General features: G+C 68.0%; 10 protein-coding genes. 9 read left to right on the forward strand and 1 reads right to left on the reverse strand.

The features are described 5' to 3' along the window. Positions 1-11 precede the first annotated feature (11 nt). The 9 genes from lysS to ABD017_RS15715 all read left to right on the forward strand — a co-directional run bounded on the left by lysS (position 12) and on the right by ABD017_RS15715 (position 11,541). A complete protein-coding gene (lysS, locus tag ABD017_RS15675) occupies positions 12-1,559 on the forward strand; it encodes a lysine--tRNA ligase (RefSeq protein ID WP_343883715.1) in 1,548 nt (515 codons plus the stop codon). Continuing rightward, positions 1,556-2,050, forward strand: coding sequence for a PaaI family thioesterase (locus tag ABD017_RS15680; RefSeq protein ID WP_343883716.1), 495 nt, complete (start codon positions 1,556-1,558; stop codon positions 2,048-2,050). Before lysS ends, ABD017_RS15680 begins: the two co-directional genes overlap by 4 nt. A 37-nt stretch (positions 2,051-2,087) precedes the next feature. Next, positions 2,088-2,390, forward strand: coding sequence for a YciI family protein (locus ABD017_RS15685; protein ID WP_343883717.1), 303 nt, complete (start codon positions 2,088-2,090; stop codon positions 2,388-2,390). Positions 2,391-2,398: 8 nt separating this feature from the next. Beyond that, positions 2,399-2,641 (forward strand): BolA family protein, encoded by a 243-nt coding sequence (locus ABD017_RS15690; RefSeq protein ID WP_343883785.1) that lies wholly within the window; start codon positions 2,399-2,401, stop codon positions 2,639-2,641. Between the two features lie 120 nt (positions 2,642-2,761). Beyond that, complete coding sequence (gene smc / locus ABD017_RS15695; protein WP_343883718.1) at positions 2,762-6,262, forward strand: chromosome segregation protein SMC; 3,501 nt, start codon at positions 2,762-2,764, stop codon at positions 6,260-6,262. 59 nt (positions 6,263-6,321) lie between these two features. After that, complete coding sequence (gene zipA, locus ABD017_RS15700) at positions 6,322-7,320, forward strand: cell division protein ZipA (RefSeq protein ID WP_343883719.1); 999 nt, start codon at positions 6,322-6,324, stop codon at positions 7,318-7,320. Between the two features lie 186 nt (positions 7,321-7,506). Then, positions 7,507-7,932, forward strand: coding sequence for a MerR family transcriptional regulator (locus ABD017_RS15705; RefSeq protein ID WP_343883720.1), 426 nt, complete (start codon positions 7,507-7,509; stop codon positions 7,930-7,932). Next, entirely contained in the window at positions 7,929-10,295 is a 2,367-nt protein-coding gene (locus ABD017_RS15710; protein WP_343883721.1) for a heavy metal translocating P-type ATPase, read from the forward strand. Before ABD017_RS15705 ends, ABD017_RS15710 begins: the two co-directional genes overlap by 4 nt. Positions 10,296-10,836: 541 nt before the next feature. Then, on the forward strand, positions 10,837-11,541 hold the full coding sequence (locus tag ABD017_RS15715; RefSeq protein WP_343883722.1) for a glutathione S-transferase N-terminal domain-containing protein: 705 nt from the start codon (positions 10,837-10,839) through the stop codon (positions 11,539-11,541). Positions 11,542-11,551: 10 nt separating this feature from the next. Here ABD017_RS15715 and ABD017_RS15720 read toward each other — a convergent pair whose 3' ends face one another. Beyond that, the gene (locus ABD017_RS15720; protein WP_343883723.1) at positions 11,552-13,222 is read right to left on the reverse strand and encodes a trehalase family glycosidase; all 1,671 of its coding nucleotides are present in this window, start codon (positions 13,220-13,222) and stop codon (positions 11,552-11,554) included. Positions 13,223-13,263: the final 41 nt, after the last annotated feature.

Consider the following 13,263-nt stretch of genomic DNA (forward strand, 5'->3'; position numbering starts at 1 on the left):
ACCGAGTTTCCATGAGCGCACCGACCGACACCCCAGTCACCGACGTGAATCCCGCTGACGAAAGCAGGCCTGACGAAAACCGGCTCATCGCCGAACGTCGCGAAAAGCTGAAGGCGTTGCGCGCGCAGGGCATCGCGTTTCCCAACGATTTCAGGGTCGACAGCTTTGCCGGTGACCTGCAGGCCGAGTTCGCCGACAAGGACGTCCATACAGCCGAAGCGCTCGACGCCCTCGCGCGGCGGGTGAAGGTGGCAGGTCGCATCCTGCTCAAGCGCGGGCAGGGCAAGGTCAGCTTCGTGCAGATGCAGGACCAGACCGGCCGCATCCAGCTGTTCGTGCACCAGGGCACGCTGGGCGAGACGTACGAAGCGTTCAAGGGCTGGGACGTGGGCGACATCGTGGGCGCCGAAGGCCTGTTGATGCGCACCAGGACCGGCGAGCTTTCCGTGCGGGTCGACACGCTGCGCCTCCTGACCAAGAGCCTGCGCCCGCTGCCGGACAAGTTCCACGGCCTGGCCGACGTGGAGCAGCGCTACCGCCAGCGCTACGTCGACCTGATCGTCACCGAGGAGGCGCGGCGTACGTTCATGCTGCGCTCGAAGATCATCGGCAGCATGCGCCAGTGGCTGGAAGCACCGACGCGCCGCTTCATGGAAGTGGAAACGCCGATGATGCACATGATCCCCGGCGGCGCCACCGCGCGGCCGTTCACCACGCATCACAACGCGCTGGACCTGGAGCTGTACCTGCGCGTGGCGCCGGAGCTTTACCTCAAGCGCCTCGTCGTCGGCGGCTTTGATCGCGTCTACGAGATCAACCGCAACTTCCGCAACGAGGGCGTGTCGACCCGGCACAACCCCGAGTTCACCATGCTGGAGCTGTACCAGGCGTACGCCACCTATCACGAGATCATGGACCTCACCGAAGGCCTGATCCGCGACATCGCGCAAACCGTGCTGGGCACCACCGCGCTGACCTGGGACGGCGCCGACATCGACGTCGGCCCCGCGTTCCGCCGCTGGCGCATGGAAGACGCGGTGCTGGAACTCAACCCCGGGATCAGGCGCGAGGAATTGCGCGACCGCGAGGCGATGGCCGCGCACGCGCGGCGTCTCGGCGTGCAGGTCAAGCCCGGCTATGGCTGGGGCAAGCTGCTGCTGGAGATCTTCGAGCGCACCGTCGAGCACACCCTGATCCAGCCCACCTTCATCACCGACCACCCGGTCGAGGTGTCGCCGCTGGCGCGCGAAAGCGACACCGACAAGGGCATCACCGACCGCTTCGAGCTGTTCATCAACGGCAAGGAGATCGCCAACGGCTTCTCCGAATTGAACGATCCGGAAGACCAGGCTGCGCGCTTCCAGGCCCAGGTCGACGCCAAGGACGCCGGCGACGACGAGGCCATGCACTTCGACGCCGACTACATCCGCGCGCTGGAAGTGGGCCTGCCGCCCACCGGCGGCCTGGGGATAGGCATCGACCGGCTGGTGATGCTGCTGACCGATTCGGCCTCGATCCGTGACGTGCTGCTGTTTCCCTACATGCGGCCGGAAGCGTGAGCACCGACACGCCCGCCTTGCAGGATCTGGCCGCGCCCGATGGTGTCTGCTACGGCTGCGGCAGCGCCCATCCGCATGGACTGCACATCAAGAGCCACTGGCACGAAGACGGCGTGCACGTGGTCAGTAGCCATCTGCCCGGCGCCGATTTCCACGGCTGGCCGGGGCTGGTTTACGGCGGGCTGATCGCGATGCTGGTCGATTGCCATTCCAACTGGACCGCGATGGCCTACCACTATCGCGCCGAGCATCGCGCGCCGGACAGCAAGCCGCGCATCGATTGCGTCACCGGCAGCCTCGGCATCAAGTTCCTCAAGCCCACCCCGATGGACGTGCCGCTGACGCTGAAGGCGCGCGTCGACGGCGAGGTCGGGCGCAAGACCCGCGTGCTGTGCGAGGTTTACGCCGGCGACGTGCTCACCGCGCTTGGCGATTCGATTTTCGTGCGTGTCGACACCGCGCAGCTGGCCGAAGCCGCGCGCAACGCGTGAGCCAGACTCGCGCCCCATCCCATCAGGAGACTTGATCATGTGGTTTGCCATCATCGGAACGGACGTTGCCGACTCGCTGGAGAAGCGCAAGGGCGCGCGGCCGGCGCACATCGCGCGACTGCAGGCGCTGCTGGAGCAGGGGCGCCTGTTCGTGGCCGGTGCGTTTCCGGCGATCGAATCGGAGGACCCGGGCCCGGCCGGCTTCAGCGGCAGCCTGATCCTGGCCGAGTTCCCGTCGCTGGCCGAGGCCCGCGCCTGGGCCGATGCCGACCCCTACGTGGCGGCCGGCGTCTACGCCGACGTGCGGATCAAGCCGTTCCGCAAGGCCTTGCCGGCGTGAGCGAAGCCATGATCGAGCAGATCCGCCAGCGCCTGACCGAGGCGTTGGCGCCGACCGTGCTGGAGATCGCCGACGAAGGCCACCGGCACGTCGGGCACGCGGGAGAGGGCAAGGGTCATTTCCACGTGCGCATCGCCAGCGCGGCCTTCGCCGGTCAGTTGCCGCTGAAGCGCCACCGCATGATCTATGCGGCGCTGGAAGGCTTGATGGATAACGGTATTCACGCGTTGTCGATCGACGCAACGCCGTAGTAAACAAAGATATACGCGACAAACTTGAAGTTGATCGACATGCCGGAACGCATTGCGGCCACGCCCGCCGTTTGGCACAGTGCCCTGTCGCCCACTTTCCGATGATCCATCGATGACCGCATGCGCCTGAGCACCATCAAACTCGCCGGCTTCAAGTCCTTCGTGGACCCGACCACCCTGCACCTGCCCAGCAACATGATCGGCGTGGTGGGCCCCAACGGCTGCGGCAAATCCAACATCATCGACGCCATCCGCTGGGTGATGGGCGAGAGCGCGGCCAGCCGCCTGCGCGGCGATTCGCTGACCGACGTGATCTTTTCCGGCTCCAACTCGCGCAAGCCGGTGGGGCAGGCCACGGTGGAGCTGATCTTCGACAACGCCGACGGCACCATCCAGGGCGAGTACGGCCAGTACGCGGAGATCTCGGTCAAGCGCCAGGTGACGCGCGACGGGCAATCCTCGTACTTCCTCAACGGTGCGCGCTGCCGCCGCCGCGACATCACCGACCTGTTCCTGGGCACGGGCCTCGGGCCGCGCAGCTACTCGATCATCGAGCAGGGCATGATCAGCCAGATCATCGAGGCGCACCCCGAAGAACTGCGCACGCACCTGGAGGAGGCGGCCGGCATCTCCAAATACAAGGAGCGCCGCCGCGAAACCGAGAACCGCATCAAGGCCACCCGCGAGAACCTCGACCGCGTGCGCGACGTGCGCGACGAGGTGGACAAGCAGCTGGAGCACCTGAACCGCCAGGCCCGCGCCGCCGAGCGCTGGAAGGCGCTGAAGGAAGAGCAGACCCGCAAGGAAGCCGAGCTGCGCGCGCTGGAATACCGGGGCCTGAAAAGCCAGCACGACGGCGAGGGCGCCGGCCTGTCCGCCGCCGAGATCGAGATCGAGAAGCAGCTGGCCGGCCAGCGCGAGATCGAGGCGCAGCTGGAAACCGTGCGCGAACGCCACGTGGAGGCCAGCGAGCATTTGAACGCCGTGCAGGCCGACGTCTACAAGGTCGGCGCCGAGATCGCCCGCGTCGAGCAGCAGGTACAGCACAACCGCGAAACCGCCGAACGCCTGCAGCGCGCCCAGGGCGAGGCCGAGCGCGAGCATGCCGAGCTGGCCGTCCATATCGCCACCGACCGCGAGCAGGTCGAAACGCTGCGCCTGGCGCTGGCCGAGGGCGAGCCCAAGCTTGAGGCCCTGCAGCAGATGCAGGACGACACCGCCGAAGCGCAGCGCAGCACCGAGGCCAGGCTGGCCGACTGGCAGCAGCGCTGGGACAACCACACGCGCAGCGCCGGCGAATCCAACCGCGCCGCCGAAGTGGAGCGCACCAAACTCAACTACCTCGACCGCCAGGCGGTCGATCTGGCGCGCCGCCGCGAAATGCTGGAAGCCGAGCAGAAGGCCACCGACGTGGCCGCGCTCGATGCCGCCGGCGAGCAGTTGCACACCGAGCACGATACCCAGCGCGAGCGCGTGGAAGCACTGGGCAGCCTGCTCGACCAGCACAAGACCAGCCACGAGAAGTTGCTGGAGGAAGAACGCCAGCTGCAGTCCGCCCTGAACGAGGCACGCCAGCAACTGCAATCCGCCCGCGGTCGTTACGCCTCGCTGGAAGCGCTGCAGCATGCGGCGCTGGGCCAGGAGGAAAGTGCGGCCAGCGGCTGGCTGGCGCGGCTGGGCCTGGACAAGGCGCGCCGGCTGGGCGCCGCGTTGCAGGTGGACAACGGCTGGGAATCGGCCGTCGAAACCGTGCTGGCCGGCCTGCTCGACGGCGTGCTGGTGGATGATCCGCTGGGCCTGGCGGCCGAGTTCGACAGCCTGGGCGAAGCCGACCTGGCGCTGCTCGATGCCGCCGACGGCGGGCAGGGCGCCAACGGCACGCTGGCCGCCCGCGTGCGCGGTCCCGCGGCGGCGCTGCAGTTGCTGTCCAACGTACAGACGGCCGAAACGCTGGACGAAGCGCGCAACCGTGCCGGTGCGCTGCAACCGCAACAATCCATCATCACGCGCGATGGCGAATGGCTGTCGCCGCAGTGGGCGCGCGTGCGCCGCGCACAGGGCAACCAGGTGGGCGTGCTGGCGCGCGAGCGCGACCTGCGCCTGCTCACCGAGCAGATCGCCACGCTGGAAGCCCAGCTGGAAGAATCCGCCAGCCAGCTCGACGACCTGCGCACGCGCAAGTTCGAGGCCGAGCGCGCCCGCGACGATGCCCAGCGCGAGCTGTACAACGCGCATCGCCGCCAGTCCGAACTGGCCGGCCAGCTGCAGAGCCACCGCGGCAAGCTGGAAGCCGCCCGCGCCCGTGCCGAGAAGGTCAGCGGCGAATTGAACGACCTGGCGGCGCAGCTGGACGAGCTGCAAAGCCAGACCCGCGATGCCCGCGCCCGGCTGGACGAATCGGTCGGCCTGATGGGCGACATGGAAGACCAGCGCCGCGAGCTGGAAAACGAGCGCCGCGCCCTGCTCGAAGCGCGCGAGGAAGCGCGCATGAACGCGCGCGAGGCGGCCGACCAGTCGCACGCGCTGGCGCTGTCGCTGGAATCGAAGCGCTCGTCGCTGGCCTCGCTGGAGCAGGCCCTGGCGCGCATGGACGCCCAACTGCGCCAGATCGAGGCGCGCCGCGACCAGATCAACGAACAGCTCGCCGCCGGCTCCGACCCCATCGCCGAGCTCGAGGCCGAGCGCCAGGCCTATCTCGACCAGCGCCTGCTGGTGGACAAGCAACTGGTCGAAGCCCGCCGCGCGCTGGAAGAATGCGACATCGCGTTCCGCCAGCTGGAGCAGCAACGTCATATGGCCGAGCAAGGCCTGGCGGCGTTGCGCGAAAGCCTGTCCGAAAAACGCCTCGCCGCCCAGGCCTTGCAGCTGCGCGCCGAGCAACTGGCGCAGGCGATCGCCGCGTCCGGCCTGGAGCTGGAAACCCTGCTGGCCGAGCTGGCCGACGACATCGACGCCGACCAGTGGCGCCAACAGCTCGCCGACATCGGCCAGAAGATCGCCCGGCTGGAGCCGGTCAACCTGGCCGCGATCCAGGAGCACGCCGAGCAGAGCGAGCGCAAGACCTATCTCGACAACCAGCTGGCCGACCTGGTCAACGCGATGGAGACGCTGGAAGGCGCGATCAAGAAGATCGACCGCGAGACGCGCCAGCGCTTCAAGGAAACCTTCGACAAGGTCAATGCCGGCGTGCAGGAGCTGTTTCCGCGCCTGTTCGGCGGCGGCCACGCGTACCTGGAGCTCACCGGCGACGACCTGCTCAACACCGGCGTGTCGATCATGGCGCGCCCGCCGGGCAAGCGGCCGTCCAATATCTCGCTGCTTTCCGGCGGCGAGAAGGCGCTCACCGCGGTCGCGCTGGTGTTTTCCATCTTCGGCCTCAACCCCGCGCCGTTCTGCCTGCTCGACGAGGTGGACGCGCCGCTGGACGAGGCCAACGTGGGCCGCTTCTCCTCCATGGTGCGCGAGATGAGCGAGAAGGTGCAGTTCATCTTCATCAGCCACAACAAGGCCACCATGGAAGCGGCCAGCCAACTGTGCGGCGTGACCATGCGCGAGCCGGGCGTTTCGCGCCTGGTGCAGGTCGATCTGGCCGAAGCAGCTAAACTGGCGGGGGCCGCCTAGGGAGGCTGCGACTGCCGCCATGGCGGTCGAATTTTTTCGCAGGCTCTGAGGACATCATGATGACGCTGCAACCCGTGCTCGCCTTTGCCTGGAATCCCGCCGTCGGCATTCCGATGCTGATCGTGGGCCTGATCGTGCTGGCGCTGATCTGGCTGTTCGGCCAGCCGAAAAAGGAGCCCGGTGCACGGCGCGCAACCGGCCATCCGAATCCCGGTGAGCGGCGCGAACCCAGCCTGGCCGACGATGCCGCGTTCGACCCGGCATTCAACGTCCCCAGCCCGCGCGGTCCGGGCGCACAGCAGGGCGAGCTCGACATCGGTCTGCGCGAGGAACTCGAACGGCTGGGCGCCACGTTGTCCGGTGAACGCACGTCGGCGCCGCCTGTCTCCAAACCCCAACCCAAGTTGGCCGACCACGTGGCATCCATCGTCGATGTCCTGCGCGCGCCCAGTCCGCGCGACGGGGTATCGGCGCCGGAACCGGTCGTGCAGGCATCCATCGTGCCCACGCCCGCCGCACCGTCTGCGCCTGTCGTCGACACGCCTGCGTCGCCGCCGACCGTCGCCGCGCCGCCGCCGCGGTCGGACCTGGGCAAGCGCCCCGCCCAGTTGCCGGTGGAGCGCATCGTGACGCTGTTCGTCGTGGCCCGTGACGGCTGCCAGTTCAGCGGCTCGGACCTGGTGGTCGCCGCCGAAAAGGCCGGCCTCGAATACGGCGACATGGGTATCTATCACCGGCTGGTGGACGGCAAGCGGGAGCTGGGCCCGATCTTCAGCGTCGCCAACATGCTCAAGCCGGGCAATTTCGACCTGGCCCGCCTCGACAGCCTGCGCACCCTGGGCGTCAGCTTCTTCATGACCCTGCCGGCACCGTTGTCCGCACTCGATGCGTGGGACGCCATGCTGCCCACCGCGCAACGACTGGCCGAGCTGCTCGATGGCCATGTGCTGGACGAGGAGCGCAACGCCCTCGGCCGCCAGCGCATCGCCCACATCCGCGACGAACTGCGCAGCTGGGACCGCGACCACGAAGGCCAGGAAATCATCTTCGGCCGCTGAGCCCCGCAGTCGCGTAAAACCGTAGGAGCGCACCCTGTGCGCGATGCCCTTGTGCTGAACATGACGGCGCAACGTTCGCCCCTGGATTCACCGTTCGCCAGAACGGTGCCAGGCTGAACGGTATTCCGCGGTCGCGGCTTCATGGACTTGACCCTGGACCTTGATCACGGGTCTAGACTAGGCCGCATGAACATCCAGCCTGCTTCCCTGACCATCGGTGCCGTCGCCAAGCGCGTCGGTGTGGCGATCGACACCATCCGCTATTACGAGCGCGAAGGGCTGTTGCCCGAACCGCGGCGGCGCGCGTCCGGCTATCGCAGTTATGACGAGGGCGCGATTGCGCAGTTGCGCTTTATCCGCCGGGCGAAGGATCTGGGTTTCACGCTGGAGGAGATCCGCGAGCTGCTGGCGTTGTCGGCCGATCGCCAGCGTGGCGTGAAAGCGGTGAAGCAGCGCGCGCAGCAACGACTGGCGGCGATCGAGCAGCGCATCGCCGAGTTGCAGCGCGTGCGCGACGGGCTGGCGCAACTGGTGGCGTCGTGTCCCGGTCACGGCAAGCCGGAGGATTGCCCGATCCTGCGGGCGCTGGCCGATGGCGAGGTGAAGCCATGAGCGCGTCATGCTGCGGTGGCGGCGCACCGGCGACGGCGGTGAAGGACCCGGTCTGCGGCATGACGGTCGATCCGGCGACCGCCAAGCATCACGCCGAACACGAGGGCCACACCTACCACTTCTGCGCGGCTCGCTGCCGCGAGAAGTTCGTGGCCGATCCGTCGGCGTATCTGGAAGAAAAAGCGGCGCCCGTGGCGGCGCCTGCCGGCACGATCTATACCTGTCCGATGCATCCGGAAGTGCAGCAGGTCGGCCCCGGCGATTGCCCCAAATGCGGCATGGCGCTGGAGCCGATGATGCCGAACCTGGACGAGGACGATGCCGGCGAACTGACCAGCCTGGGGCGGCGGTTCTGGACGCTGCTGGTGTTGACCTTGCCCGTGTTCGCGCTGGCGATGGGGCCGCACCTGTTCGGCTGGCAGTTGCCGTCGCCGTGGGGTGGCATCGCGGGTTGGATCGAGGCCGTGCTGGCGACGGTGGTGGTGCTGTGGGGCGGGGCGCCGTTCTTCCGCCGGGGCTGGCAGTCGCTGAGGCCGTGGCAGCCGAACATGTACACGCTGATCGCGCTGGGTACCGGCGTGGCGTGGATCTACAGCGCGGTGGCGTTTTTGTGGCCGGGCCTGTTTCCGGCCGGTTTCCGCGACATGCACGGCCGGGTGGCGGTGTACTTCGAATCCGCGGCGGTGATCGTGACGTTGGTGACGCTGGGCGATTATCTGGAGTTTCGAGCGCGGCGGCGTACGGGAGCGGCACTGAAGGCCTTGCTGGGACTGGCGCCGAAAAACGCGCGCCGGATCGCCAGCGACGGCAGCGAAAGCGACGTGCCGCTGGACGCGCTCAAGGTGGGCGACGTACTGCGGGTGCGCCCGGGCGAGAAAGTGCCGGTGGATGGCGTGGTGCTGGAGGGCGAAAGCCACGTCGACGAATCCATGCTCACCGGCGAGCCGATGCCGGTGGCCAAGGTGGCGGGTGACGCGCTGGTCGGCGGCACCGTCAACCAGGATGGCGGATTGACGATGCGCACGCAGCGGATCGGCGGCGAAACCCTGCTGGCGCAAATCGTGGCGCTGGTGGCGCAGGCGCAGCGCAGCAAGGCGCCGTTGCAGCGCGTGGCCGATCGCGTGGCGGCGTGGTTCGTGCCGGCAGTGGTGGCGGTCGCGGTGCTGGCGTTTGCTACCTGGGCGGCGTTCGGCCCTACACCGGCATTGACCCACGCGCTCATCGCGGCGGTGTCCGTGCTGATCATCGCTTGTCCGTGCGCGCTGGGCCTGGCCACGCCGATCTCGATCATGGTCGCCAGTGGTCGTGGGGCGCAGCACGGTGTGCTGTTCAAGGATGCCGGCGCCATCGAAGCCCTGCGCGATATCGACACGCTGGTGGTGGACAAGACCGGCACGCTGACGCAGGGCAAACCCGTGCTGACCGAGCTGGTGAGCCTGGCGGGGCGGTCGCGCGAACAATTGCTGGCGATGGCGGCGGCGCTGGAGCGTCCCAGCGAGCATCCGCTGGCGCGGGCGATCGTGACGGCGGCGGATGGCGAGAGCGCGCCGGTACTCAAGGTTACGGATTTCCGCTCGCTGACCGGCCGTGGCGTCAGTGCGGTGGTCGCCGGGGCCGACCTGTCGGCGATCGGCCATCACGCCGCCCTCGGCAACGCAAGTCTCATGGCCGAATTGCGCATCGCCGTCGATGCCGCTGCCGCAACGCGCGCCGAAGCCCTGCGTGCCAGCGGCGCCACCGTGATGTTCCTGGCCGTCGACGGCGCGCTCACCGCCCTGCTGGCGGTGGCTGACCGCATCAAGCCGGACACGCCCGCGGCGATCAAGGCGCTGCATGCCGCCGGGTTGCGCCTGGTGATGCTGACCGGCGACAGCACCACCACCGCGCAGAAGGTGGCGCGCGAGCTGGGCATCGATGAAGTTCACGCCGAGGTTTCGCCCGCCCGCAAGGCCGAAGTGGTGAACGCGCTGCGTGCCGCCGGGCACCGCGTGGCGATGGCCGGCGACGGCATCAACGACGCGCCCGCGCTGGCGGCGGCCGACATCGGCATCGCCATGGGCGGCGGCACCGACGTGGCGATGGAAAGCGCCGGTGTCACCCTGGTCAGGGGCGAGCTGGGCGCGATCGTGCGGGCGCGCAAGCTGTCGCAGGCCACCGTGCGCAATATCCACCAGAACCTGTTCTTCGCCTTCGTCTACAACGCCGTCGGCGTGCCGCTGGCGGCAGGCGTGCTGTATCCGTGGTTCGGCGTCACGCTGTCGCCGATGCTTGCGGCGCTGGCGATGAGCCTCAGCTCGGTCTCGGTGGTGAGCAACGCATTGCGGCTGCGGCGCACGCCGCTGAACGGTGTGGCGAAGGCGTGAAAGCCTCTTCATGCCGCGCAGCCGCGACGGCAACAAGGGGCGGATTAGGGTCAGTGGCGCGGGCGCGGTGTCATGGTCTGCCGTGGAACGCGATGTGACTATCGTGATTGCCGCGCTCGCACCTTCTTGCACCGAGGAATTCCCATGAAGATTGGGATCGTTGCAGGGCTGGCCGTTGCGTCCGCGATGGCGTTGTCGGCCTGTGGCAAACACGACGACACGGCGAACACGCCCGACACGGTGCCCGGCGCCACGGCGACCGCGTATACGCCGGCGGCCCCCGCGCCGGCACCGATGCCGCCGGCAACCGCGTCGACCGCCCCGACGTATCCGCCACCGGCGACGACCGCTGGCGTGAACAACCTACCGCCGACGGCGCGAACCCGCCCGTAAGCGCTGGCGGTCCGCAACGGACATGCAAGGCGCGCGGGGCTCGATCGAGCCCCGCGGCGCCTTGCTGCATGTGAAAGCGCTACGATCGTTGGGTCCTCACGCCCGCGCTGCAGACGAATCGCGGGCCGCTACCCAAAGGAGCAAACCGATGCCAGACCTCTCCCGCTTTCCGATCGCCCAGCGTTGGCCGGCGCAGCACCCTGACCGGATCCAGCTGTATTCGCTGAACACGCCCAATGGCGTCAAGGCGTCGATCATGCTGGAGGAGACCGGCCTGCCGTACGAGCCGCACCTGGTCGACATCACGAAGAACGAAAGCCATACGCCGGAATTCCTGTCGCTGAACCCGAACGGCAAGATCCCCGCCATCATCGACCCCGACGGCCCGCGCGGCGAGCCGCTGGGATTGTTCGAGTCCGGCGCCATCCTGCTGTACCTGGCGGACAAAACCGGCAAGTTCATCTCCACCGATCCGGCCCGGCGCTGGCACACGATCCAGTGGGTGTTTTTCCAGATGGCGTCGATCGGCCCGATGTTCGGCCAGGTTGGCTTCTTCAACAAGTTTGCCGGCAAGGACTACGAGGACAAGCGCCCGCTGCAGCGCTACGTGGATGAATCGAAGCGCCTGCTCGGTGTATTGAATGGACGTCTGGACGGCCGTGACTGGATCATGGGCGACGACTACAGCATCGCCGATATCGCCACCGTCGGCTGGGTCAACAACCTGATCACGTTCTACGAGGCGCGCGAGCTGGTCGATTACGACACCTTTGCCAGTGTCGGGCGCTGGCTCAACCGGGCGCTGGAGCGTCCGGCGGTTCAACGTGGCCTGATGATTCCCGCGCGCGGTTGATTCGGCGGCTTCAGTGGACCGTCTCGCCGGCGCGCGCTTCGCGGCTCGCCGGGGCGGCGTGCAGGAGTTGCTGCAACTTCAGGTACACCCCGTTGGTCCAGCCGAAACCGATGACATTGTCCTTGTAGCCAACGCTGATTTTCACATCGGCGTCGCCGCTGACCATGTTGTATTTTTCGCGGATGGTGCCGTCCATCGCCAGGCTGCGATCGACGGTGGCGGTGAACGCGCGGGCGATGCGTCGCGCGTCATCGTGGAAGCCGTAGGCGTCCAGGCCCGCCACCGCCAGCCAGTTGGTGGGCGCCCAGCCAAACGGCGCATCCCACTGCGCGCCGCTGACGTGATCGCTCATGGCCAGTCCGCCCTTGTGCTCGAAGAGGGGAAGCTTTGCGCGCACCGCGCTGGCTTGCGACGCCGAGGCGGCGCCGGCCCACAGCGGATAGAAGGTGGTGAGGTAAGCCTCGTCGGATGAGGTCTTGCGGACGAAGTCGTAATCCCTGTACATCCCGAGATCGGCGCGCCACAGGTAAGTGTCGATGGCGCGCCGTCGTGCGTCGGCGGCATTGGCCCAGCGCTGCGCATCGCCTGGGCGACCGAGCCGTTTGGCGAAATCGTGCAGGTCGCGTTCGTAGCGGTAGAGCAGGCTGTTCAGTCCCACCGGCGCGTAATGATGGGTGGAGCCACCGAAAGGTCCGAAGTGGAACGTGGTGTCGAACCCCGATTCGCGCATGGCCCGGTCGCCCAGGTAGAAATCCGCGCTGAGGCGATAGCCTCTGGACCAGGCCGCCGCGCACACCGTCGATGCGCGCACGTCGCAACTGACGGTTTTCAGGTGCGCCGCTTCGGCCGCATCGGGATGTTGCGAGGCCTTCACCAGGTAGTCGTGGTGAACCGCTGGATGCGCCAACAGCCAGTCGATGGCCGTGACCAGGTAGCTGCTGTCGGGGATCTCCTGTACCGGGCGCGCGCCACCCAGGTCGAAATAGCGCGCCAGGCCGGTGCCGCCGGCACGGTGCTCCTTGCGCAGCCAGATGTCGTGATCCCGGACCGCCAGCGGGTACGCATGCCGCAGCCACGCCTGCGCCTCGGCACGGTCGCGGAACGCGGCGGGGTCGTCGAGCACGGCGCGGATCATTTCGCCCAGGAACGGCGGCTGCGAGCGGGTGAGGTAATACGTGCGGTTGGCGTTGAGCACGGCGCCGTAATGCGCCACCTCGAACAGGAAGTTGTCGACCATGCCGCGGGCCAGGGCAGGGCGGTGATCCGCCAGCAGGCCCAGCACGATGAAGTAGCTGTCCCAGCCGTACATCTCGTTGAAGAAGCCGCCCGGCACCACGTAGGGGTGCGGCAGGTATAGCAGGCCCTGGCTCGGCAGTTGCGTGGGCGACAGCGCCGCCAGCCGGTCGATCGGGCGCGGCAGCGTGCGCACGTCGACATGGCAGCGCTGCTCCAACGCCGCGATGGCGGGGGAAACGGGCAGGTCCGCGGGCAGGTACAACACCGGCTCGCCGCTGACCTTGGGGTCCGCCAGCGAGGCGCAATCATCCATCGAACGCGTCAGCGTGGTCCAGGCGTGATCGATGTACGAGCGGGTCTGCTGCGGGTCGGGCGTGGCCGCATGGACGGTGGCGAGCAGCGCCAGCGACAACGCGGTCAGCGCGCAGCGGAACAAGGCTTTCATCGAGCGCCCCCTTTGCCCAGGCCCGATTTATGGCCGCTCCA

The sequence above is a fragment of the Rhodanobacter caeni genome (genome assembly GCF_039523575.1).
GTDB lineage: Bacteria > Pseudomonadota > Gammaproteobacteria > Xanthomonadales > Rhodanobacteraceae > Rhodanobacter > Rhodanobacter caeni.